This is a genomic window from uncultured Fretibacterium sp. (assembly GCF_963544685.1).
Lineage (GTDB): Bacteria > Synergistota > Synergistia > Synergistales > Aminobacteriaceae > CAJPSE01.
Genome location: NZ_CAUUGJ010000027.1, coordinates 1 through 24,072, shown reverse-complemented (window position 1 = coordinate 24,072; position 24,072 = coordinate 1). Strand labels below are relative to the sequence as shown.

General features: G+C 61.4%; 15 protein-coding genes, 2 tRNA genes and 1 pseudogene. 13 read left to right on the top strand and 5 right to left on the bottom strand.

Translation table 11 applies throughout. The features are described from left to right. Positions 1-245: 245 nt before the first annotated feature. A complete protein-coding gene (locus ABLA28_RS04320) occupies positions 246-770 on the top strand; it encodes a hypothetical protein (protein WP_347712648.1) in 525 nt (174 codons plus the stop codon). A 161-nt stretch (positions 771-931) separates the two neighbouring features. On the opposite strand, the gene ABLA28_RS04315 is transcribed toward ABLA28_RS04320, so the two are convergent. Then, positions 932-1,627, bottom strand: a complete 696-nt coding sequence (locus ABLA28_RS04315) for a S24 family peptidase (protein ID WP_347712647.1) — start codon at positions 1,625-1,627, stop codon at positions 932-934. Positions 1,628-2,251: 624 nt separating this feature from the next. After that, the gene (locus ABLA28_RS04310; protein WP_299297945.1) at positions 2,252-3,364 is read right to left on the bottom strand and encodes an AI-2E family transporter; all 1,113 of its coding nucleotides are present in this window, start codon (positions 3,362-3,364) and stop codon (positions 2,252-2,254) included. Between the two features lie 224 nt (positions 3,365-3,588). Here ABLA28_RS04310 and ABLA28_RS04305 point away from each other — a divergent pair. The 3 genes from ABLA28_RS04305 (at position 3,589) to rpoC (ending at position 12,576) form a co-directional block, all read left to right on the top strand. Then, positions 3,589-3,675: transfer RNA gene (locus ABLA28_RS04305), tRNA-Leu, on the top strand. 111 nt (positions 3,676-3,786) lie between these two features. Continuing rightward, on the top strand, positions 3,787-7,416 hold the full coding sequence (locus ABLA28_RS04300) for a DNA-directed RNA polymerase subunit beta (RefSeq protein ID WP_347712646.1): 3,630 nt from the start codon (positions 3,787-3,789) through the stop codon (positions 7,414-7,416). A gap of 6 nt (positions 7,417-7,422) precedes the next feature. Further along, the gene (gene rpoC / locus ABLA28_RS04295) at positions 7,423-12,576 is read left to right on the top strand and encodes a DNA-directed RNA polymerase subunit beta' (protein ID WP_347712645.1); all 5,154 of its coding nucleotides are present in this window, start codon (positions 7,423-7,425) and stop codon (positions 12,574-12,576) included. A gap of 504 nt (positions 12,577-13,080) precedes the next feature. Here rpoC and ABLA28_RS04290 read toward each other — a convergent pair. Beyond that, a tRNA-Leu gene (locus ABLA28_RS04290) sits at positions 13,081-13,166 on the bottom strand. Positions 13,167-13,917: 751 nt separating this feature from the next. On the opposite strand from ABLA28_RS04290, the gene ABLA28_RS04285 reads away from it, so the two are divergent. From ABLA28_RS04285 to ABLA28_RS04265, 5 genes and pseudogenes are all read left to right on the top strand, one after another. Next, positions 13,918-14,703 (top strand): hypothetical protein, encoded by a 786-nt coding sequence (locus ABLA28_RS04285; RefSeq protein ID WP_347712644.1) that lies wholly within the window; start codon positions 13,918-13,920, stop codon positions 14,701-14,703. A 95-nt stretch (positions 14,704-14,798) separates the two neighbouring features. Continuing rightward, positions 14,799-15,848, top strand: coding sequence for an A/G-specific adenine glycosylase (locus tag ABLA28_RS04280; protein ID WP_347712643.1), 1,050 nt, complete (start codon positions 14,799-14,801; stop codon positions 15,846-15,848). A 129-nt stretch (positions 15,849-15,977) separates the two neighbouring features. Then, entirely contained in the window at positions 15,978-16,550 is a 573-nt protein-coding gene (gene pgsA / locus ABLA28_RS04275; RefSeq protein WP_347712642.1) for a CDP-diacylglycerol--glycerol-3-phosphate 3-phosphatidyltransferase, read from the top strand. Positions 16,551-16,651: 101 nt separating this feature from the next. Continuing rightward, positions 16,652-17,269 carry a manganese efflux pump MntP family protein gene (locus ABLA28_RS04270; RefSeq protein ID WP_347712641.1) on the top strand — a complete coding sequence of 206 codons (618 nt, stop codon included), beginning with the start codon at positions 16,652-16,654 and terminating at the stop codon, positions 17,267-17,269. Next, positions 17,221-17,436, top strand: a pseudogene (locus tag ABLA28_RS04265) (GIY-YIG nuclease family protein); the annotation flags it as partial. The gene ABLA28_RS04270 and the pseudogene ABLA28_RS04265, both read left to right, overlap by 49 nt. Before the next feature lie 40 nt (positions 17,437-17,476). On the opposite strand, the gene ABLA28_RS04260 reads toward ABLA28_RS04265, so the two are convergent. Further along, positions 17,477-19,291, bottom strand: coding sequence for a nucleoside-diphosphate sugar epimerase/dehydratase (locus ABLA28_RS04260; RefSeq protein ID WP_347712640.1), 1,815 nt, complete (start codon positions 19,289-19,291; stop codon positions 17,477-17,479). A gap of 96 nt (positions 19,292-19,387) precedes the next feature. Beyond that, positions 19,388-19,819, bottom strand: a complete 432-nt coding sequence (locus ABLA28_RS04255) for a hypothetical protein (RefSeq protein ID WP_347712639.1) — start codon at positions 19,817-19,819, stop codon at positions 19,388-19,390. A 256-nt stretch (positions 19,820-20,075) separates the two neighbouring features. On the opposite strand from ABLA28_RS04255, the gene tig reads away from it, so the two are divergent. From tig to ABLA28_RS04235, 4 genes are all read left to right on the top strand, one after another. Further along, positions 20,076-21,443 (top strand): trigger factor, encoded by a 1,368-nt coding sequence (tig, locus tag ABLA28_RS04250; RefSeq protein ID WP_347712638.1) that lies wholly within the window; start codon positions 20,076-20,078, stop codon positions 21,441-21,443. A gap of 8 nt (positions 21,444-21,451) precedes the next feature. Continuing rightward, positions 21,452-22,036 carry an ATP-dependent Clp endopeptidase proteolytic subunit ClpP gene (gene clpP / locus ABLA28_RS04245; protein WP_299299452.1) on the top strand — a complete coding sequence of 195 codons (585 nt, stop codon included), beginning with the start codon at positions 21,452-21,454 and terminating at the stop codon, positions 22,034-22,036. Positions 22,037-22,126: 90 nt separating this feature from the next. After that, entirely contained in the window at positions 22,127-23,440 is a 1,314-nt protein-coding gene (gene clpX / locus ABLA28_RS04240) for an ATP-dependent Clp protease ATP-binding subunit ClpX (RefSeq protein WP_347712637.1), read from the top strand. A 1-nt stretch (position 23,441) separates the two neighbouring features. Beyond that, a partial coding sequence (locus ABLA28_RS04235) for an LON peptidase substrate-binding domain-containing protein (RefSeq protein WP_347712636.1) occupies positions 23,442-24,072 on the top strand: 631 nt, incomplete at its 3' end.

The window sequence follows — 24,072 nt, the reverse complement described above, 5'->3', positions numbered from 1 at the left end:
CCGCTTGTCCTTCGCCTCATGAAGATGGCCGAGGACGGAGACGCCCGGGTCGAGGACTTCCTTGCGGTCCTCTACGACCAGGCCCTGATCCTCGAGGGAGGGTCCATCTCCGATCCCGCATCCTTTGTCCGAAGATTGAGCACCGTCATGGCCCTGGCCCTGCAGTAGGGCAGGGGCGGCATGGAAGGTCCATCGGACCCGCTTCATAAAGGCGGGCTGCGTGTTCTTAATAGGAGGTCAGCACGATGGCGGTCAGAAAAAAGACAAAAAAATCGGCCCCGGATCCCGTCGATGAAGTGAAGGCTGAAGTCCGGGAAGCGGCCCTGCCTTCCGGGCCGGATTCGCCTGCGGAGGGGGAGACGCACGGGGAATCGGATTTTACCTTGAAGTACGATATGAACTCGAATCAGCGCTATGTGGACTCCACGTCGCAGAAGAGCGAGTTCGACAGGGTATTGGACGAGCTCGCCTCCATAAGCAGGGACATGCTCGACTGGAATGTGGAGAAATTCACGAAAAAGTACGGGGGGGATACGGAGGACACCTTACCCCTGAAACTGGAGGCCTTCCTGGGGGGCTTCATCACCAACGCCGCGATGGAGCTCTATAACCGCGGATATCCTGAAGCCGCATTCAGACGGCTGGAGCAGGCTCGAACCGTTTTGGAGGCCAAGAGAAAGCTTGAGGTGGAGGTGGAGTCCATCAAGGCCAAACAGGACGAATCCTTCGATTTGTCGGATATGCTGGGACTCTTCGAGGAGGGGGAATAAGAACCCTCAAGGCCCCATCACGACGACAAAGGGCATCGTCATTTCCGCCGGACCGCTTCCTCCCGGCTGGCAACACGGCCAAAAATACCAACAGACCTGTCCCCGACAAGAGATACTTGTACCGGGGACGGGTCCTGTTTGTTCTTCCAAGCTGCCGCAGCCTAGAAGATACTTTTGGGAACGCCCATGTTGAGCCAGCGGACGACCTTGCCCAGGACCTCCAGATTTTCGATATCCTCCTTCTCCACCCAAATCGACCGGAAGTCCTTGTTGGCGGGGCGCAGCTCCACTCGTCCGTCCCTGTAGAAGATGATGCCCTTGACGGAACAGCGTTCCTGCCAGCGGATGTAGGCGATGTCCCCGCTCCTGACCTCGATGTTGGGGTTGATCAGGATCAGGCAGCCGTCGTCTATATTGGCTCCGATCATGCTCTCGCCCTCCACGCGGACGAAATAGGGCTTGTCCGGACCTGTGGGGCCCCCCGTCTCGAGCGTCGGCCACGGCATCCACTCCTTCACCTCCGATTCGACGTCCGACCAGTTGAAGCCGCCGCCCGCACATGCCTCCTGATTCAAAACAGGAAGATAAATCTGCGGAGGCACGATCGGCTCGGGCTCGAGCCTCTGAGGAACGGACCGCAGCCCTTTGCCCTCCATGAGGTATCCAAGGCTGACGCCTAGGGCCTGGGCGATTTTTTCCTTGATGGAGTCCTTGATGCCGATGCTTCCAATCTCGTAGCGATAAAGGGTGTTGGGCTCGACCCCCAAACGTCGGGCGAGTTCCGGGCGCTTCATACCGAGCGCCTCCCGCCGCGCCTTGATACGCTCGCCTATGTTTTTTGCCGCGTCGTTCTCCATAGAGCCTCCTCCTGTCCTGCTGGGGTATTCCCGCCAAGTCGTCCTCACCGAGGACAATCCTACTCCATCGAGGCCGTTCTGTTAAGTCCCGGGGACTTGACAGATGGTCGTTTGCTCCCTCTTCTGGGCGAAAAAACAAGGAAACGAAATCCTCGCCCAAAGCGACGTAATAGGCCTCCTCTCGTTCGGTATTCTACCTCTTTGGTATTGACTATACTACGTATTTCGTAGTATAGTCAATACCAAAGAGGTAACGAGATAAAATTTCGCATGTCGGCGGCGAAAAGGAGGAAAGCCGTATGTTGCAAACCCCGGTGATGCACTTCGACAACGCGTACTTTTTTCAGCAGGTCGTCGTTTTTTTGATGTGGATGGGACTTATGAAAATAGCGGTTGGAGAGCTTAAGGCAATTCTGAAGGAGGAAAGGGAGCCCCACACCTTTCCGCTTCACCTCCCGGCAGACGAGCCCGGTCGAGGGCTCAGGAAAACTCCGGCTCCCGGCAGGCGGGGAACGGTGCAGAGCGTATGGACGCCGGAGGCCAAAGCGGCAGCGCGAGCGCGGATACAGGTTGGAGGACGCTGGAGAAGGGTTGGGGTCCCCTGAGGAAACTCCCGAATCGGGATCACTCCTCCTTTTCGCTTGATCTCGTGTCGTCAGCGGAGACCTCCGGGCCGGCCGCGTGCTTTTTCTTTTCCCTGGAGGCCGGCGGAGCCGCCAGCAGTGCGGCCTCGCCGCTGCCCATGAGCACGGCAATGGGCCTCAAAGGCTGTATGTTTTCACAGACGATCTTGATGATGGAGGCGATGGGGACGGACAACAGGGCTCCCGGTATTCCCCAGATGGTTCCCCAGAGCAGGAGGGACAGGAGGATAACGACGGGACTGAGCCCCAGGCGGTCTCCCACGACCTTGGGCGTGATGACGTTGCCGATGGTGATCTGAATGGCCGTCAGGGAGATCAGTACGACCAGGGGCTTGAACAGGCCGGGGGAAAATTGCAGGATGGCCATGAGGACGGGGGGGATCGTGGCGATGATGGAACCCACGGTCGGGATGAAGTTCAGGAGAAAGGTCAGAACGCCCCACCCGGACGCCAGTTCCACGCCAAGGGCGACGAGAACCAGCCAGGCACAGAAGGCCGTGGCCAGACTGATGAGGCTCAATGTCCCCAGATAACGGCTGATCTGACGGGAGATCGTGTCGAGGATGTTCTTGATCTTGAAGGCGCTTGTGCCCGAGAAGGATTTGTCGATCTTCTCGTTGACGTAGGGGGCCTCCAGAAGCATGAACATCAAAAACACCAGGGTCAGGACGAACTTGCTCGAAAACGCCAGGACCAGCTCCGAGATGTTGCGCACATAGCGTCCAAGAAGGTCGAGCCAGTTGAAGTTGGATATGGTCGACGGGGGGATGTTCAGGGCGTTCAGGATGTTGTTGAACATCATGTTGAGCTTGGAATAGTACAGATTGTACGCTCGATTGAACTCCACGGCCTGCAGGGTGCAGAAGTAGATCCCGAGGACGCAGACGCTGAAAAATATGGCGAAGACCAGGGTGATGTTCAGGATAGGGGGCAGGTGGATCCTCCAGCCCAGCCTGATGACGGGGCGAAAGACCTGGAGGATGAACCATGCGACCACCAGGGGAATGAACACTCCGCTGGCCAGATTCAGAATCGTGCAAAGAGCGATGGCGGACAGCAAGGCCACGAGCCCCACCAAAACCTTCATGTTCATTCGGTATCCCCCTCGTCCTCGGTTTTTCGCGGCTGCCGCTTTCCGTTACGAATTTCCATCTTGGGATATCGTGTCTCCCGTTTGGTGGTTACTTTAGCACAGATACCGCCTCCTGACGATACTGCCGGAGGGTTTTCAAAAAACATGTCGCAAATTTTACAAAGAATCTGCTTTTGCCTCTTGCAAAACCCTGAGAGGCTTGCTAGAATACCTCTTGTTTTCAAGCCCGGGTGGCGGAATTGGTAGACGCGCTAGATTCAGGTTCTAGTAGTCGCAAGGCTGTGGAGGTTCGAGTCCTCTCTCGGGCACCATCGTTGAATTAAAAAGGATATAGTCGTGTCGGTTGACAGGGCTATATCCTTTTGTTATTATTGGAGTTCGGCATAATTTTCCCCCATTTGGCAAGGGAGGTCCTTCAGTCCATGCCCGAATTTGTTTCGGTAAGCAAAAAACGGCAGCGTTATACCTTCGGACGCGCGCGCGATCTTGTCGAAATGCCCGATATGATCGAGGTGCAGCGGGATTCCTATCGATGGTTCTATCAGGACGACGTGGCTCCGGAAGCCCGTTCGATGCAAGGTTTGCAGGAACTGCTTCATGAGGTCTTCCCTATCGAGAGTTATGATGGCCAATTTGCCCTGGAATTTGTCCGTTATTATATCGACAGCCCCAATCTCCTCGAGGAAGAGGCGCGACAGAGGGATATGACCTGGGCGCGTCCCATCCGGGCCACGATCCGCCTTGCCAACACCAAAACCCAGGAGATCAAGGAGGAGGAGATTTTTCTCGGCGATTTCCCCGTGATGACGGAGAGAGGAACCTTCATCATCAACGGAACCGAGCGCGTCGTCATCAATCAGCTGGCGCGCTCCGCAGGTATTTACTTCAACAGGGGAGAGGGGGCCGGCCACGATGCCTGCTCGGCAAAATTGATCCCGGATCGCGGGGCCTGGCTGGACTTTTCGTTGGCCTCGGGCGAGATCGTGTCGGTCAACATCGACAACCGCAAGAAGCTCCCCGTTACGCTCCTGTTCAAGGCCTTTGGGGCTGAGAACAACGATTCCATCATCTCCCTTTTCGGAGCGGAGCCGACCTTCATGGAGTTTGGGGATGAGATGCGGGGGAGGCTCTCCGCCGCGGACATCCTGGACCCGGAGGGCAACGTCATCGTGGCCCGCGGGCGTCCCGTTACGCGCGAGGCCCTGGAAACTCTCGCGCGGTTCAACCCCGGAGGCCGGGGCGGTATCGACGTGCTTGGGATCGATCCCTCCCTGGCTTTGACGTTGGAAAAGGACGTCACTCAGAGCTCGGATGAGGCGACGCTGGAGATATTTCGCCGACTGCGTCCCAATGAGCCGGCCCGTATCGAAAACGCACGGGAGTATCTGAAGTCCCTTTTCTTCGACCCCCGGCGCTACACTCTGGGACGGGTCGGGCGTTATAAGCTGAACCGCCGTCTGGGGCTCGATATCGATGCGGATATGCGCCTTCTCACCTTGAAGGATCTCGCCGCGATCGTTCGGGAGCTGTTCGCGATGAAGGCCCTGGATAAGAAGAGCGACGATATCGACCACCTGGGCAACCGGCGGGTGCGCTCCATTGGGGAGCTGCTGCAGAACCAGATCCGCATCGGGCTTCTGCGCATGGAGCGCATCGCCCGCGAGCGCATGACCACGATGCCGAACCTCAGCACGGCGATGGGCCGCGAGCTGATCAACGTCCGGCCGATCGCCGCCGCACTTCGGGAGTTCTACGGCTCCGGACAGCTGTCCCAGTTCATGGACCAGACCAACCCGCTTGCCGAGGTGACGCACCGACGCCGCCTCTCCGCCCTCGGGCCCGGCGGCCTCAGCAGGGAGCGGGCCGGTTTCGAGGCGCGCGACGTGCACTACACGCACTACGGCCGCGTCTGCCCCATCGAGACCCCCGAAGGGCCGAACATCGGGCTGGTGTCGTCCCTGACCACCTATGCCCGTCTGAACGAGCACGGCTTCCTCATCACCCCGCGCCGCAAGGTGAAGAACGGCAGACTGACGAAGGACATCGAGTTTTTGTCCGCGGACGACGAGGACAATTATCATATCGCCATGGCCAATACTCCTCTGGAGGAGGATGGGGTGACGATCGCGGGCACGGATTGTCCGACCCGTCACCAGGACGACATCGACACGATCCCCGTCGACCAGGTGGACTACATGGACGTCTCTCCCAAGCAGATCGTCTCCTCCTCGACGGCGCTGATCCCGTTCCTGGAGCATGACGACGCCAACCGGGCCCTCATGGGGTCCAACATGCAGCGTCAGGCCGTGCCCCTGCTTCTGCCCGAGGCCCCCGTTGTGGGGACCGGGATCGAGCACCGCATCGCCAAGGACTCGGGATCCTGCGTCGTGGCTGCGGAGGCGGGGGAGGTGCGCTGGGTGGACTCCGAGCGCATCGAGATTCGCTCCAAGAAGGGCAACGTGCGCGTCTACAACCTCATCAAGTTCCGCCGCTCCAACCAGTGTACGGTGATCCATCAGCGTCCTCTGGTCTCCAAGGGCGACACCGTGGAGAAGGGGGAGATCATCGCCGACGGCCAGGCCGTGGACAACGGCGAGCTGGCGTTGGGGCAAAACGTCCTCGTCGCCTTCGTCCCCTGGGAGGGCTACAACTTCGAGGACGCGATCCTGCTGAGCGAGAACCTGGTCAAGGAGGACAAGTTCTCGTCGATGCACATCGAGGAATACGAGATCGATGCCCGGGAGACGAAATTGGGGCCGGAGGAGATCACCCGCGACATCCCAAACGTCGGCGAGGACATGTTGCGCAACCTCGACGACACGGGAATCATCCGAATCGGGGCCGAGGTTAACTCGGGCGACATCCTGGTGGGGAAGGTGACGCCCAAGGGCGAGTCGGACCAGACCCCCGAGGAGAAGCTGCTGCGCGCCATCTTCGGGGAAAAGGCACGGGAGGTCCGGGACAACTCCCTGAAGCTGCCCCACGGTTCCAGGGGCAAGGTCGTCGCCGTCAAACAGATGGAGCGCAAGGACAACCCCGAGGCGCTCGGTCCCGGCGTCATCCGCACGGTCAAGGTCTATGTGGCGCAGTGGCGTAAGATAACAGTGGGGGACAAGATGGCGGGACGGCACGGCAACAAGGGCGTGGTAAGCCGCATCCTGCCCGTCGAGGATATGCCCTATCTTCCCGATGGGACGCCCGTCGACGTGGTCCTGAACCCCCTGGGCGTTCCCAGCCGCATGAACCTGGGACAGGTGCTCGAGACCATCATGGGCTTCGTCGCCGTGCACAACGGATGGCACGTCGCCACACCGGTCTTCGAGGGGGCTCAGGAGCAGGAGATCTTCGAGAACATGAAGGAGCTGGCGACGCGGAAATATCCCGACCTCACCGAGGACGGCATGATCGCGCTCCGGGATGGGCGCACGGGTGAGCTCATGGAGAAGAAGGTCACGATCGGCTGCATGTACATGCTGAAGCTGATTCACCTCGTGGACGACAAGATCCACGCCCGATCCACGGGACCCTACAGCCTGATCACCCAGCAGCCCCTGGGCGGCAAGGCTCAGTTCGGCGGCCAGCGATTTGGGGAGATGGAGGTCTGGGCGCTCGAGGGATACGGCGCGGCCAACGTGCTGCAGGAGATGCTGACCGTGAAGTCGGACGATATCCGAGGGCGGGACAAGACCTATGAACGCATCGTCAAGGGGCAGAGCCTTGTGAAGCCCGGAGTTCCCGAGAGCTTCCGGGTCCTGGTCAAGGAACTGCAGGGTTTGGGGCTGGATGTCGAGGTTCAGTACGACGACGGATCGGTCGGCGGAATGACGCTGGACGACGACGATGAGGAGCGGGGCGCCTACGCGGCCGTCCGGTCCGCATCTCCGTCGATCTTCGATGAGGATTCCCCGGCGCCGGGCGACGTGCGCGTGGATGACTCCGAGGATCAGGGCGATATCTTCGATGTGCTGGATCCCTTCACGGAGGAAAAGGAAGCCCTCTCGGAGGGACTGTCGTTGGTTGAGGATGTGGCTGGGGATGAAGAAGGAGACTGACGGGATATGGCGCGAAAAGAGATAGTCGGCGTCAGGATCAAGCTGGCGACGCCGGAGCGTATCCGCGAGATATCGAGCGGCGAGGTCAAGAAGCCCGAGACCATCAACTACCGCACGCTGCGTCCGGAAAAGGACGGGCTTTTCTGCGAACGCATCTTCGGGCCGACGCGCAGCTACGAGTGCGCCTGCGGCAAATACAAGCGCAGCGGCCCCAAATTCCGGGGCATCATCTGCGACCGCTGCGGGGTGGAGGTCACGGATAACCGTGTCCGCCGCGAGCGGATGGGGCATATCGAGCTGGCGGTTCCCGTCGTTCACATCTGGTATCTGAGAGGAATTCCGAGCCGGCTCAGCCTGTTGCTCGGCACCAGCGCGAAGGAGCTGGAGAAGGTCGTCTACTTCGCCCCGACGCGCAAGAAAGAGGGTGCCTGGAAAGTCGTTACCGAAGGGCGCCGAACGGACCTCGTCCGCAAGGAGGCCGTCATCTCCGAGAGCGAGATGAAGGTCCATGCGCATTACGACCCCAAGTTTCGGGCCGAGGAGGCCTTCTCCCTCGAGAACGTCGACAACATTCCCGTCAGCGAGGGGGATGTCCTGACGGCGCAGCAGGTGGCCCGCTTCAAGGCGGACTACGGGGATGAAATCTTTAAGGTGGAGCCGGCCTTCGAGCTGACGGAGGAAATCGAGGGCCTGTCTTTGAAGGTCGGGGACATCGTCCCCCTGTCGCAGGCCGAGGAACACCGGGAGTCGGCCGGGGCGCCGGAGGCCTTTCGCCGGGCCCATATCTCGAACAGCGAGGCCTTCGTCGTCACCGCCGCCCTGAAACTTCCCTTCACGAAGGGAAGCATCGTCTCCAAGACCGAGCTCGAACTTTTTCAGCAGAAATATCCCGGCCGGTTCACATCCGTCCGTTGGGGGATCACGATAGACGATCCCTGTTACCTCGTGGTCGAGCCCGGGGCCTCTCCCTTCGCGTGGGCCGAGGTCATCTACGACCGCCAGCAGGCGCTGTGCCACGCCTACGACAAGAAATTCGAAGCGGGGATCGGAGCGGACGGGGTTCAGACCATCATAGACCGCCTGGACCTCGACCTTCTGGCCGCCTCATTGCGAGAGGAGGTCGCGGAGAGCAGCGGGCAGAAGAAGCGCAAGCTGGTCAAACGCCTGCAGGTGGCGGAGGACTTCAGAAAGAGCACCTCCTCGGCGCAGTCGATGATCCTGAACGTCCTTCCCGTCATCCCGCCGGACCTGCGTCCTCTGGTGCAGCTGGACGGAGGGCGCTTTGCGACGTCCGACCTGAACGACCTCTATCGGCGGGTCATCAACCGCAACAATCGCCTGAAGAAACTTCAGGAGCTCCGGGCTCCGGAGATCATCATCCGAAACGAGAAGCGCATGCTCCAGGAGTGCGTGGATGCCCTCATCGACAACGGACGCATGGGCAAGGCGGTGCTGGGCGCGGGGAACCGTCCCCTGAAGAGCCTCACCGACCTCCTGCGCGGCAAGAAGGGGCGCTTCCGCCAAAATCTTCTGGGCAAGCGCGTGGACTATTCCGGGCGTTCCGTCATCGTCATCGGGCCGCAGCTCAAGATCTATCAGTGCGGGCTTCCGAAGCAGATGGCGCTCGAACTGTTCAAGCCCTTCGTCGTCCGCCAGCTCGTGGACCGCGGCCTGGCCCCGAACGTCAAGAGCGCCAAGCGCATCATCGAGCGGGGACGCGAGGAGATCTGGGGGATTCTCGAGGAGATCATCAAGGACCACCCCGTCATGCTGAACCGTGCCCCGACCCTGCACCGCCTGGGCATTCAGGCCTTCGAGCCGGTGCTGATGGAGGGCAAGGCCATCCGCCTCCACCCCATGGTCTGCACGGCGTTCAACGCGGACTTCGACGGCGATCAGATGGCCGTCCACGTTCCGCTGTCCCTGGAGGCCCAGGCCGAGGCGCGGCTTCTGATGCTCTCGGCGAACAACCTTCTCTCCCCGGCCAGCGGGCGTCCCGTCGTCACGCCGACGCAGGACATCGTGCTGGGGATCTATTACCTTACGGACATGCGCCCTGGGGTTCAGGGGGAGGGAATGCACTTCTCGGACATTGAGGACCTCCTCTCGGCCTTCGACCATGGGGCGGTGCACGTCAATGCCTCCGTATGGCTCAAGGAGGACCCCTCCTGGGGCACGCGTCCCAAGGGACGCCGCAAATACAGGGGGGAGAACGGCGAGGCCAAGATCGTCGAGGACGCGAGGGACGTCAGGGCGCCGGAGGGCGCGACGGTCTTCTTCGAGACCTCGCCGGGCCGGGCTTTGTTCAACAGCATCATCGCGTCTCCCCTGTGCTACGTCAACCACCAGCTGGATAAAAAAAGCATCGGACGCCTTCTGGACGACGCGTACGACAGGATCGACCGTGCGGCCGTCGTGGAGATGCTGGATGCCGTCAAGTCCCTCGGCTACCACTGGGCCGCCAGGAGCGGGATCAGCTTCGGGGTCAAGTCCATCATTATCCCGCCGGAAAAAGCCGAGATCACGGAGTCCACGAAGAAGGAGGACGACGTGGCCAAGGAGAACTACGAGATGGGACTCCTGACCCGCGACGAGTACCTGGCCCAAAAGGGAAAGCTCTGGTCCCGGGCGACGCGGCAGATTGCCGACAAGATCACGGAGCACATGATGCCCGGGAACTCCGTCCTGATGATGGTGGAGAGCGGAGCCCGCGGAAGCCTGGGGCAGATGGGGCAGATGGCGGGAATCCGCGGCCTGATGTCGGACCCCACGGGCCGCACCATCGACTATCCCATCACGGCCAACTTCCGGGAGGGCATGAATATGCTGGAGTACTTCATCTCCACGCACGGCGCCCGGAAGGGGCTTGCGGACACGGCCCTGCGCACGGCCAAGTCCGGCTACCTGACCCGCCGTCTGGTCGATGTGGCTCAGGACCTCATCATCACCGAGCACGACTGCGGCACGGAAAAGGGCATCTGCATCCGTCCCCTGACGAGCGAGCAGAAAGTCATGATCCCCCTGGCCGACCGTATAGCGGGCCGGACCGCGCTGAACGACATCGCCTCGCCCGAGACGGGGGAGATCCTTGTCCGCAAGGGGCAGATCATCTCCTACAACGATGCCGCGGCTATCGAGCGGAGCGGCATCGAGGAGGTCTGGGTGCGCAGTCCGCTTGCCTGCGCTCTCAAGAGGGGACTCTGCCAGAAGTGTTATGGCATGGACCTCTCCTCCCGTCACCTCATTCCCATCGGCGAGGCCGTGGGAGTCGTGGCAGCACAGTCTATCGGAGAACCCGGAACGCAGCTGACGATGCGCACGTTCCACACGGGCGGCGTGCATCAGACCGAGGACATCACTCAGGGTCTGCCGCGCATCGAGCAGCTCTTCGAGGTTCGCCGGCCCCGGAAGGTCGCCTTTTTGGCCGGCTTGGACGGCGTCGTCGAGGAGATTCGAAGCTCGGACGGGAAGCGCAAGGTCATCGTCGCCTCGGAGGACGGGACGGAGCGGATCGTCCATACCATCCCCGCCTCGCAGGAACTCAGGGAGGATATCGAGGAGGGCATGGAGGTCGGAACGACGACCCGTTTGACCGAGGGCAGCATCGACCCGCAGCAGCTGCTGGAGGTCAGCGGGATCGACGCGGTCCAGAGGATGCTGGTGGACGAGATCCAGTACGTCTACCACTCTCAGGGCGTCTCCATCAACAATAAGCATATCGAGGTCATCCTGCGCAAGGTCGCTCCCCTCAACCGGGTACGCGTCATCGAGGAGGGCGATACCTCCTTCGTCGCCGGAGACCTGGTCTGGATCGGAGATATCGAAGAGGCGGAAAAGAGCATTCGGGAGGACAACGAGCGCTATGTCGCCGAGGCGGTTCGGATTTTCGTCGGGGACCTTCTGAAATCCGTGGAGAAAGCGCACGAGGAGGTCCAGCCTCTGCTGGGCAAACCCCTGGATGAGGGGGCCATACGCCTGTTGCTCAAACCGGGCATGATGCTCTCCATGCTGACCCTGGAGCATGGAGGACGCGATGTCGAGGTCGTAATCGGCGAGGCTGCCTTCCGTAAGCAGATGGAGGGTCTGGAGCTGGTCGAGGACCTCACGGACGGCGAAAGGCATGTGGCGAAGGGGGAGCGCCTGAGCGCGGGCCACCTGCGCCTGATCACCTCGGGTGATCCTTGCCCCATCCTCGTCCGAAACCGGGACTTGCTGGACAAGATGGTAGGGTCCATGTGGCTGGCCGAGGACGTCACCGTCGACGGAGAGGTTCTGGTACCGATGGACACCCCCGTGACCCGAGAGACGGCGGATCTGATCGCCTCTCGCGACGTGCGAGAGCTCAAGGTCTGGCATAACGTCGAGCACGTCAGTGTCGTCGATATGTTCCGGAACGACCTGATGAACGATGACGAGATCTGGGGAAAGACGCTCTTGAAGGCTGTGGATCGCGAGGGGACCCCCCTGTCGGACGTGTCCCAGTTTGTGGACGCCCGCGTGGTTCAGGGGTTGGCCTTGGGGGAGATCGCCGCCATCGAGACCAAAGAGGGGATCTTCGTGCGCTCGAACCTCTTTGCGCGCTTCCTGTCCTCGAAAATCTACGGAAAGGTTCTGCTGGACATGACCTTGACGGAGGGCGCATCCGTCGACTCGCTGGCCTCGGGGCAGGAGATCGGTAAGAACGTCCTGGATGCCATCGTCGACAGGGAGCCCGTGGAGATATTCGTCCGCCCCCTTTCCGCGAAGGTCGACTCCTATGTGCTGATCCGAAACGTCACCTTTGTCCGGAAGCTGAGGGAGAGCCCCGAGTGCAAACCCTTCATCCATGGCATCACCAAGGCCGCATTGGCCACGGACAGCTTCCTGAGCGCCGCATCCTTCCAGCAGACGGCGCAGATCCTCGCGGGGGCAGCCGTCAAGGGACAGGTCGACCCGCTGCATGGGCTCAAGGAAAACGTCATCATCGGACATCTGGTCCCAGCCGGAACGGGGTCGAGCGCCTTTCGTCCCATCGCTCTCTCCGGCGAAAAAAAGGATGAGGCGCAGCCCGTCCCTCCCGAGCCGGAGGGGGAAACACTGTCGTCGGCCTCGGAGGACGCCGTTCCGGAGGCGGTCGTCGAAGCCGAGGCCCCGGAGTCCGTAGGGGCGGCGGAGGCGTAACCGTTTAACTTACTCCCGGTCTTCTCCCCTGCGCAGGGGAGAAGACCGGGGTGTTAATTCGGACATTTTCCAGCTCATTCCAGCGACAGAAACAAATTTTTCGTTGGACTCCGCGTCCCCGGGAACCGGCTCCCCATAATTTCCCAAAAAATCCACAGGTTGAGACAGCTTTATCGAGGATTGAGCGTGTTATGGTATGGGTTGAGCCGACCTCGCTGCCGCACCCGCCGGGTGCGGCAGAAAGCGCGTAGAACCCGATTTCGCCACAGGTTGGAAGTCTTTCCCGAGGCCCTTTGAAAGTGAAGGATTTGCTCATTTCCCTGTCAGGATCGTTACGGCCCGGGGATGCGGCACGCACCGGCCGCCTTTTCGCTTTTGTCCTGTAAGCTGGCCTGCACGGACAAGAAAAAGGGGCAGCCTAAACCACCCCTTAATACCTTGGAAATACCGAAGATCCATTCTATTTTTCTTGAAAGGGAAAAGCGCCTTGGCGCTCTTTAATTCTGGTGCCGGGAGGGAGACTCGAACTCCCACGAGGTTGCCCCCGGTGGATTTTGAGTCCACTGCGTCTACCATTCCGCCATCCCGGCAAAACCTTGAGTATTTTATCGATAAGCCATGAGCTTGTCAAGGACACCCAAACGCAGGTTAAAAAGAGAGCGCCCGGCAAGCCGTTTGAAAAGACAGCAAAAACGGCGTTGAGCTTGCGTTGCCGGACCGCAGGCCATCGCCTGCGAGGCGCGAAGGGTGCCGGGACTTTCGAGCAGTTTCTGTCAATAGTTCGGCTGAACATCAGCGACGGCAGCGCCGTGGAAGAGCCGGAGTTTTTGAGGGGACAGCCCGATTGGCCTCTTCCTTTTTTCCCTCCTGAGGGCTCAGGCGCGGACAACTCCCTTGAAAAGGCGGATCAATCAGCGGATAATAGTGCTGCAGCGCTTGGTAAGGGGGGATTGCGGGGGGCAGCGGATTATGGGCAATGGACATCGCCCCGGAGACGGGATGTGTGTTGTCGCACCTTCTGTTCCCGACGCTGGTACCCCATCCGTAACGAGACCGCGGTGCAAAGGGCGGGAAGCCCTGCGGGATTTCGACGAGAACGCCGCCCCTGCCGGGGCCTGGAAGCTATATGCCAAGGGGGTCCAGACGGCGAAGCCCTTTACAACATTAACCCTACCCTCGACGTAACCGACGCGGGGAATTTTTTGCGCTTCGGAGGTCAATATCGTTCCATGCGGATAGGAAACTTGGTATGATGGTGTCGGCACGGGATCCGAAGTTTTTCTGCGGGGTGTGCAGAGGCGGGAGCGTGCGCTCATTCGGCTGTTGAAGGAGAGGTTCTTGATGCTGCGAGTGTTTCCCTTGTCATTGTTGCTGTTCTCGTTTTGTCTCGGTGGGGTTTCTTTTGCGTCGTCCTCGGTTCAGGAGGTAAGGGGGGACTTCAAGGCTACGACGAACCAGGCGAAGCTCGTCAAGGCCTTGGCGAAAGCCCTGGATCCCGAGTCGATGACCGTCACGTTTGTGGATGGCCCCAAGGAAAACGGGGATATATCCGGGCTGTACCTCGACATCGTGGGCCCCTCCGCGGGAACCGACTATCGCTTGGACCGTTTTTCCCTCTCCGGGGCTCTGGTCCGCCTGACGCCGCCTTCGCAGTGGGACGTAGGGGACCTCAAGACCTTTCGTCCGTCGAAATGGGAGGGGCTGTTCAATGCGGAGCTGCTTCTGAAAGAGAGTACGGCGCGGGAAGCACTCGCCCTCTTCTCCCGAACCCAGGGGGACGAGCAATGGAGGGACTTGTCCCTGGACTTCAGGCCGGGAAAGATCCTGCTCGAGGGGACCTACCGGGTCAACGGCGGGATGCGGGCCGCCTTTAAAATTACGACGGGCCTCGAATTGCGAGGCGGCAGACAGATCTGGCTGGCGAACCCGGAGGTTCAGATCAACAACGACGAACAGACTCAGGCCATTCGGAGTAAGATACAGGAGATCAACCCTCCGGCGGATTTCGACAAGCTGGGAGTTCCCCTCGTCCTCCGCACTATAAAGATCACGGATCGGGAGCTTCGCATCGCGACCGGAAAACCTCCCCGTCCCCTGGACGGGGATACCTGGAAATACGTTCGGTGACCCGCAGGGGGTCCTCGAGGGAAAGGCGTGCTTTCCCCCGAGCGCCAGCGGACTGTTTCCATCCGGATGAACGGGAGGCGCTCTGCGGCCGACTGTTGTCGGATTGGTTTTCGGTCCACGCCCGCAGGCTGCCCTGGCGCGAGGATTACGATCCCTATAAGGTGCTGGTCTCGGAGTTCATGCTCCAGCAGACCCAGGTCGAGACGGTTCTGCCCTACTTCGAGCGGTGGATGGCGGCTTATCCGGATCTCGCGTCCCTGGCAGGCGCGAACGAATCGGAGGTCCTCAAGCTCTGGGAGGGGCTCGGCTATTATTCCCGCTGCCGCAACCTGCTGAACGCAGCAAGGGCGATGGTGAAGGAGGGGCTCCATCTCCCTCCTTCCGATGTGGGACGGCTGCGCTCCTATCCGGGGATTGGGCCCTACACCGCCGGGGCCGTCGCGAGCGTGGCCTATAATCTTCCCGTCCCGGCGGTGGACGGAAATGCCGAGCGCGTGGTCGCACGCCTGTGCGACATCCCCCTTCCCGCGGGGAGCGGAGCGCTCAGGAGGCGCGTCTCGGAGGTCGTTGCCCGCATGCTCCCTGCGGGCCGCGCCAGGGACCTGAATCAGGGGCTGATGGACCTGGGGGCGACTGTCTGTATGCCCCATGCCGCGGATTGCCCGGTGTGCCCCATGGAGGCGCATTGCCTTTCGTTGAGGCAGGGCACCTCCATGGGCCGGCCGCTTCCCAGGCCGCGTGCCGAGATTCGCAGGATCGATGCCTGGGGTCTGGTGGGCTTCCGCGAAGGGGCCTGCCTGATGCGCCGCCGTCCCGATCGGGGGCTTTGGGCTTCCATGTGGGAGCTGCCCTGGTTCGAGCGGGATAGCGAGGACTTCGATTCCGATTTTCGGGAATGGGCACGGCCCTGGCGTTTTTCCTGCACCTCGCGCCGGGATGTCGGACAGGTCGACTTCTCCTTTACGACTCACCGGGTGAGGGCCTGGGTTGTGGCCGCCGAGGTCTCCGCTTCGCCTGAGCTGGCGGGGAATGAGGACGACGGGTGGAGGTTCGTCCCGTTCGAGGAGCTTCCCAAACTGGTTCTGACGGCTCCGGCCCGTAAGTTTTGGACGGAGTTTACGAAATCGCAAAGAACGCTGTTTTGACCCACAGGCTCCCCTGGAGAATTGACAATTGGGCAACGATCATCTTAAACTATGAAAATGCTCATCCTGCGGCGCTGCGTCCTCGTATGAAGCGATACGGGGCGGCGAGTTTTGGAGGTGTGATCCGATTTGAGTGCAAAGGCCCTGAACCTGCCCAACACGCTCAGCCTGGTGCGTGTTTTTCTGGCTCCCATCGTGTTGTTGTTTCTATCGGTGCGCATCGGTGGAACGGTTCCGCTTCCGGGCTTTTTGATGGAGGACCCTCCGGCCTGGGGGGATATCCTTGCCGGCGCCGTTTTCGTGGTTGCGGCCCTGACGGATTCCTTCGACGGCTACATTGCGCGCAGGCATCGTCTGGTGACGACCCTGGGGAAGTTCATCGACCCCCTTGCCGACAAGGTGCTGGTCATAGCGGCCATGATCGCGCTGGTGGAGCTGCACCGTATCCCCGCCTGGATCGTGCTGGTCATCATCACCCGGGAGTTCGTCGTCACGGGACTGCGTCTCGTCGCCGCGGCGGAGGGCGTCGTCATTGCGGCGTCCCGGGGGGGGAAGATCAAGACGGTCTTTCAGATCGTCGCCCTCACGATGCTGATCCTGAAGATACCGGGCGGCATGGTCCTGATGTGGATCGCCATGGCGCTGACGGTCTGGTCGGGGATGGAGTATCTCATCGGCGGAAGCAAAATCCTGATGGAATGAGGGCTGGGTTTTCACTTGAGGCCGAATCCGGGGCGTCGGACACGATCTTTCCTCCGACGCTCCGTTCTTTTTTGTCTTTTCAGGAAGGCGGCGAGGATGGATTGGATTGGGAGTCGGCCGTATCGGGATTTTCCCTGGCCATGGACGCATTTGCCGTCTCCGTCTGCATGGGGGCCTGCATTCCGGGGCGGTTCGGAAGGGCGTCCCTTCGGATGGGAGGGGCCTGCGGCCTGTTTCAGTTCCTCATGCCCCTGGGCGGATGGGCGGCGGGGGAGTGGTCCGCGGGGCTGATGGCCGCGCTCGACCACTGGCTGGCCTTCGGGCTCCTGGCCTTCGTGGGAGGGGGCATGATCCGCAGCGCTCTGGGGCCCTCGAATCCTTGCGAGGGGGACGCGACAGCCTCTCCGAGGGCCCTGTTCTCCCTGGCCCTGGCCACGTCGATCGACGCCTTCGTCGTGGGGGCGGGCTTTGCCCTCGTGAAAAAGCCCGTCCTCGATCTGGCCCTGCTGGCAGGGGTTTTTACGGCCCTGACCTGCGTCCTGGGCGTCTGCATCGGGCGCTTTGTCGGATGCCGCTTCGGCAGGCGCGTGGAGCTGATCGGCGGCGTGCTGCTGATCCTCATCGGGTTGAACATCCTCCTGACCCATCTTATGGACCACGGCGGCCTGGAGTGGGTATTTTCTGCGAACGGCGCTCCGGTTATGACCAGGAAGATCTGAGGCGGAATCCTTTGCCCTTCTACGTCTACATCGTCCGCTGTCGCGACGGATCGCTCTACACGGGATGGACGACCGATCCGGAAAAACGCCTGAGCAGACACAATGCGGGAACCGGGGCCCGGTATACGCGTTCCCGGCGTCCCGTGGTCCTGGCCTATTGCGAGGAGTGCCCGAGCCGCGAGGAGGCGATGAGCCGCGAGTGCCGGATCAAGAGGATGACCCGTGAGGCGAAACGACGCCTGATCGCGGAGCATACTCCGGCACCATCCCGCACAGAAGGGAAAGCGCAAGCTCCGGGTGGGCCATGCTGCGCTCCAGCCGATCGTTCAGCTCCGCCTCGGAGTTCTGTGAGGCCCTCAGATGAGCCGTAAACACCTTGGGGTGCGACGTGGGATGCACGGAGGATGGCTCGTAAAAAAGCTCTTCCTCGAGTTTTTCGCCGGGCCTTATTCCGGTGAAGACGATCGGGATATCCCGATAGGGCTCGTATCCATGAAGGCGGATCAGAAGCTCGGCCATCTCGGTGATGACGACGGGCTCCCCCATGTCCAGGACGAAGAGCTCCCCTCCCTTGCCCATGGCCCCGGCCTGTATGACCAGGCTCACGGCCTCCGGAATCAGCATGAAATAGCGCTTCATCCGCGGGGCCGTGACGGTGACGGGTCCCCCTGATGCGATCTGAAGCTCGAACTTCGGGATGACGCTCCCCCGGCTGCCCAGGACGTTCCCGAACCTTACGGCCATGAAGGCGGTGGAGGGGTAGTTCCGCTGCTCCTGCTCCAGGATTTTCTCCGCCAGTCGTTTCGTGGCCCCCATGACGCTCGATGGGTTGACCGCCTTATCCGTGGAGATCAGGACCATGCGCTCCACGCCCCCGCGGCCCGCGGCCCGCGCGACGGTGCGGGTCCCCAGCGCGTTGACCCGCAGCGCCTCCCGCGGACAGGACTCCATGAGCGGGACGTGCTTGTGCGCCGCGGCGTGAAAGACCACCTGAGGCCTCCAGCGCCGGAACAGATCCTCGACCGCCGTCTCGTCGGCCACATCCGCGATGATCGGGTGCAGCGGAACGCCAAGCCCCTCCCGCTGCAGCGCCTCCATCAAAAGGTAGATCGACTGCTCGCCGTGTCCCAGGAGAAGGAGCTCCCTGGGCTCGTTTCGAATGACCTGCCGCACGATTTCGCTGCCGATGGAACCGCCCGCCCCCGTCACGAGGACGCTGCGGCCCCGGAGATAGCCGGAGATCGCCTGCAGGTCGATCGTCACGGGGTCTCTCCCCAGAAGGTCCTCCAGCTTGACGCTGCGGAGCCGATTGACGGAGATGTATCCCCCCGCCAGCTCCCGTAGGCTGGGAAGGATGCGGACCTCGACCCCCAGTGGGGCCAGGCGGTCGTAGAGGGAACGAATCTTCCTTCCGAGCGCGGAGGGGATGGCTATCAGGACGACCCCGATGTCCTGTTCTCCTATGATCTCCGTCAGGCGCTCCGTGTCTCCGACGACGTCGAGCCCGGCGATCCTTTTGCCGATCTTCTGGGGATCGTCGTCCACGAAGGCCACCGGAAGGAGGTCCCCGGAATTTCGGAGCAGGTCCCGCGCCAGCAGGATGCCGGCCTCGCCGGCCCCCACGATGAGGGTCCTCTGCCGGGAGGACTGGGCGGGGGACGGCTCGTGAACCAGTCGCCAGGAGGCCCGGAGCCCGCTGCAGAAGATAAATCCCGAGAAGAGCAGAATTGCGAGCGTGGTCCTGGGAAGCAGGACGAAGTGCCAGACGAAATTCGCGGAGAAGAAGAGGAGGGCCGCCAGGACGTAGAGTTTTGCGAAGCGGAGATAGTCCTCGAACCCCGCCTGAGTCCACAGGATCCTGTACTGCCCTCCCAGGCCGAACACGGCCGCGCCGGACGCCGAGAACGCCAGGGCGGCGCGGAGGCAGTCGGAGAGGTACAGCTCCGGGATGAAGAGGCTGAGGCGTATGGCGTATCCGAGATAGACGGCGAGGGAAAGGAAAAAGACATCAAGCAAGGCCACGAATAGTCCGTGGCCTGCCGTCCGGTTCCATAACCGTATCACCGTGAGAAGAGGATGGGACATTGACGCGGCGGGTGTCCAGGGGAGGACGAAATTTTAGAGGATGAGCTTTTTTCCACCCTGAGGGCCCCCTCCCATGCGGTCCAGCTGATTCAGGACCGCCGCGGAGGCGACGTCGATCTTCGGCTTCTGCTGTTTGCTCATGGCCTCCTGAAGGCGTTTGTCGTATTCCTCCAGGGACTTGCGGATGGCCGCCGTATCCCCCTTGATCCAGAGCATCAGGGCATCGGCCGCGGACCGGATGGCCTCCTCCTCGGGCATCTTCTCCAGCATCCCGAGCTCCTTTAGGATACGGTGCTCCTCACGAACCGCATCGAGGACGTCCGCCTCGGAAAAGAGGCCTTTCCTGTAGAGGATCCGAAACATGATGTTGAAACGGCTCTTCTGGTTTTCCGAATCCATGGCGAGCCCGTCCACGCGGGCCAGCAGCATGGAAAGCAATTCGTCCAATCCTATCTGCATAGGCATGATCTGTCTCCTCCTTAAAGGCTCCGATTGAAAATTCCAGAGGTCCGTGAATCGAAACTTCACGGAACCTGAACGATCGTGAACTTCTTTGAAATTGCGGCGCACCCATTCTAGCACAGAGCTCCTGGAAGCGCGGCCCCTCAAAAGACGGATTCGAGACCGGTCGAAAGCGTGCCGCTTGGCCATTTCAAATACCCGTTCAAATGGGTTAAATGGTATAATACGCGCGTTTGAAAGCTCGAAAGGAGTTTGAGAGATGAAGACGGAGTTGCTGGGGCAGGAAAAGAATATCGTCAGGGTCAAGGTCGAGTTCGAGGCAGCCGAATTTTCCAAGGGGCTTGCCGAGGCGCTGGGCGAGATCTCCCGGAGCACGAACATCCCCGGGTTCCGTAAGGGGCACGCACCGCGCAGGGTGATAGAGATGCGCGTCGGACGCCAGGCCCTCTACAATGAAGCTCTGGAGAAGATCCTCCCCGCAGCCCTGCAGCAGGTCGTCGAGGACTACGACCTTGAGACGATCTCCGACCCGTCCATCCATATCGACGACATCCATGAGGGGGAACCCGTGACCTGTGAGCTCACCTTGGAGGTCATGCCGGAGACGGAGTTGCCCGTCCTGGAGGAGATAGAAGTCGAACGCCTGAACTCCCATGTGACGGACGACATGGTGGACGCACTGATCCTCGATATCCGCAAACGGCATTCCCGCCTGGAGCCGGTCGAACGACCGGCCGAAAAGGAGGATGTCGTCGTCGTGAACTTCGTCACCCGCATTCTGGAGGATGCGTCCTCGGGGGAGAGCGAGCCCCAGAAGAGCGATATCGACCTCTCCGACGAAGTCGTCCGTAGTGAGGTCCGTTCTGCGCTGATTGGCAGGAGCGCCGGCGACACCGTGGAGACGGAGTTCGACGTCGAGCCCGATTACCGGGACAGCACGGTGGCGGGCAAGCGCGTGCATTATACGATGACCCTCGAGACCGTCAATACCCGTATCCTTCCGGATCTCGACGCCGCGTTCTTCAAGAGCCTGTTCGGAGAGGATACGGAGATCGCGACGGAGGAGTCCTTCCGCCGGAAGATCGGAGACGACCTCCTTGCCCGGATGAAGCGTGAGAACGAGGCCCATGCCGCTGGTCGCGCCGTGGACGAGGTCTCGAAGCGGTCTACGGTGGATGTCCCCGAAAGCCTGGTGGAGCGCCAGATCGAGCTTCTGAAGAAAAAGGACGACGAGGAGGCGAGGCGGCGTTTCAACATGGGGATGAAGGAGCTCCTCAACCTGAAGGAAGGGGAGGACGAAGCCCGCTACGAGGGGATCATCCGTTCCCGGGCCGTCGAGATGGTCCGGAATATGCTTGTTCTGGACGCCATTGGCAGAAAATACGAAGTGGAGGTCTCCAAGGACGACCTCGAGGCGGAGGTGGACCGCCGTGCGGCGGTCTACGGCATCGAGCGCAACAGGCTGCTGGGCCTGCTGCACAAGGACCGGAAATTCTTGGCCGGAGTCGTGGACGACCTTCGCTACTCCAAGATTACGGATCTCCTCATGACCCTCGTCAAGGTCCGGGACGTGGACGAGCTGTCGGTTCCCCAGGCGGAAACGCCCTCGGCGGACGGAGAGCGATAGAGGTCCTCATGTCCTACTACATTCCTTACGTCATCGAACAGACGGGGCGGGGAGAGCGGAGCTACGACATCTACAGCCGGCTCCTCAAGGATCGCATCGTCTTTCTGGGGACGGAGGTGGAGGACGGGGTCGCGAACTCCATCATCGCGCAGCTGCTCTTTCTGGAGAGCGAGGACCCCGAGAAGGATATCCATCTCTACATCAACAGCCCCGGGGGCTCCGTGACCGCCGGTCTGGCCATTTACGATACGATGCGGTACATCAAGAGCCCGGTCTCGACGATCTGCGTGGGGCTGGCGGCGAGCATGGCGGCGGTGCTTCTGTCCAGCGGGGCCAAGGGGAAGCGCCTGGCGCTGCCGAACGCGGAGATCATGATCCATCAGCCCTCCGGCGGGACCCGTGGACAGGCCACCGATATCGAGATCCATGCGCGCAATATCCTGAAGACGCGGGAACGTCTGAACCGCATCCTGGCCGCCCAGACGGGCCGGGACATCGAGGACGTCGCACGGGACACGGAACGGGACAACTTCATGACGGCGGAGGAGGCCCTGCAGTACGGTCTGATCGACCGCATCATCGATACGCGGTAACCCCTGCCGGCTCTAAACCCTGAATATAAGGCGTTTTAAGGGGATGGACTCTGCTGTCCCCTTAATGCGTTTTCTGGAGGTCGTTTCACTTTGGACAGGAAGAAGGATAACGGATTTGAACAGAAGGATATCCACTGCTCGTTCTGCGGGAAGTCCCAGGGCGAGGTCTATCGCCTGATCGCCGGTCATGGAGCCTGGATCTGCAACGAGTGCGTGGAGCTCTGCAACATTCTCCTCGAGAACGAAAAAGGGGAGGTGCCGCATGAGGAAAAGGACCGGTCCCCGGTCCGGGACGAGGAGACGAAGGAGGCGCCGTCGGCGCTTTTTCCGGTGAAGCCCCGTGAGCTGAAGGAGTTTCTGGACCAGTTTGTCGTGGGGCAGTCCCTGGCCAAGAGGGTGGTCTCCGTGGCCGTCTACAGCCATTATCAAAGGGTGCGGAACAATATCGAGCTGCGCAGCGGAGAGATCGATCTCCAGAAGAGCAACGTCCTGCTGCTGGGGCCGACGGGGTCCGGAAAGACCCTGATTGCCCAGACCCTGGCGCGAAAACTCAACGTCCCCTTCGCGATCGCGGACGCGACGACCCTGACCGAGGCCGGGTACGTGGGGGAGGACGTCGAGAACATCCTGGTGCGCCTCCTCCAGGCGGCGGATTACGACCTGCCCTCCGCGGAGAGGGGCATCATCTATCTGGACGAGATCGACAAGATCGCGCGCAAGTCGGAGTCCGCGTCCATCACGCGGGACGTCTCCGGGGAGGGGGTCCAGCAGGCCCTGCTCAAGATCCTCGAGGGGACCGTCGCCAACATCCCGCCGAAGGGCGGACGCAAGCACCCTCATCAGGACTTCATCCAGATGAACACGGAGAACATCCTCTTCATCTGCGGAGGGGCCTTCGAGGGGATCGAGAACATCGTGGCGCGGCGCGAGCTTCAGCGTTCCCTGGGCTTCGGGGGCGAGCTGTCCGTGCGTACCTCGGAGAAGCGCTACGACATCGTGCGCAAGATTCAGCCCGAGGATCTCATGGCCTTCGGCTTCATCCCGGAGCTGGTCGGGCGCATTCCCGTCCTGGTGGCCTTGGAGGAGCTCGACGAGGCGGCCTTCATCCGCATCCTGCAGGAGCCCCGCAACGCCCTGGTGAAGCAGTATCAGAAGATCCTGTCCATGGAGGGCGTGCGCCTGGAATTCACTCCCGAGGCCCTTGCCCGGATCGCCCAGCTTGCCGTCAAGAAGAAGACGGGGGCCCGCGGGCTGCGTTCCATCATGGAGAACCTGATGCTGGACGTGCTCTACGAGTTGCCCTCGATGGAGGGAAAGGTGAGCGCTCTCTCGATCACGGCGGATTTCGTCGACCGGAAAATCCCCCTCGAAAGCCTGTTCCGAGAGGCCAGGGAGGTTGCCTGAGGTGGCGACGAAGATCGCGGTGGTAGCCTCCCAGGATCCGGAGACCCCGGAGGAGGGGATCTGTCCCGTTCTTCCCGTCCGGGACATGGTCCTCTTTCCGGGGATCATCATACCCCTCTTCGTGGGGCGTCCCCGATCCATACGGGCTATGGAATCCGCCCTTCTCCAGGACAAGAAGGTCTTCGTGGCGGCCCAGACGGACAACGGGACCGAGGACCCGGAGATCGGCGACCTTTACAAGGTGGGGACCCTCTGCAACGTCCTTCAGGTGGTGCGCGTCCCGGACGGGACGACCAAGGTCCTGGTCGAGGGCATAGCCCGGATGAGGGTTCGGGAATACCGGCTGGACAAGGACATCCTGACGGCGCACGTGGTCCCTATGCCCTGGATTCAGGCGGAATCGGCAAATCTGGAGCCCTGGAGGCGGCGCGTCCTCGGCAGCTTCGAGCGCTACAACACCCTGCAGCCCCGCATCCCGAGCGAGGTGATGGCCTCCATTGCGGAGCTGAACGATCTGGGGCAGCTCATCAATCTGATCGGCTCGCACATATCCGTGAAGCTGGAGGAGCGCCAGGCCCTTCTGGAGCTTCAGGACGTGGAGGAGGCCCTGTCCTTCCTGCTGCGTCTCCTGA

Bases quoted from the DNA above. Each gene is read 5' to 3' on its own strand.
- ABLA28_RS04320 (WP_347712648.1), top strand. From the start codon at position 246: ATGGCGGTCAGAAAAAAGACAAAAAAATCGGCCCCGGATCCCGTCGAT.
- ABLA28_RS04315 (WP_347712647.1), bottom strand. From the start codon at position 1,627: ATGGAGAACGACGCGGCAAAAAACATAGGCGAGCGTATCAAGGCGCGG.
- ABLA28_RS04310 (WP_299297945.1), bottom strand. From the start codon at position 3,364: ATGAACATGAAGGTTTTGGTGGGGCTCGTGGCCTTGCTGTCCGCCATC.
- ABLA28_RS04300 (WP_347712646.1), top strand. From the start codon at position 3,787: ATGCCCGAATTTGTTTCGGTAAGCAAAAAACGGCAGCGTTATACCTTC.
- rpoC (WP_347712645.1), top strand. From the start codon at position 7,423: ATGGCGCGAAAAGAGATAGTCGGCGTCAGGATCAAGCTGGCGACGCCG.
- ABLA28_RS04285 (WP_347712644.1), top strand. From the start codon at position 13,918: ATGCTGCGAGTGTTTCCCTTGTCATTGTTGCTGTTCTCGTTTTGTCTC.
- ABLA28_RS04255 (WP_347712639.1), bottom strand. From the start codon at position 19,819: ATGCCTATGCAGATAGGATTGGACGAATTGCTTTCCATGCTGCTGGCC.
- tig (WP_347712638.1), top strand. From the start codon at position 20,076: ATGAAGACGGAGTTGCTGGGGCAGGAAAAGAATATCGTCAGGGTCAAG.
- clpP (WP_299299452.1), top strand. From the start codon at position 21,452: ATGTCCTACTACATTCCTTACGTCATCGAACAGACGGGGCGGGGAGAG.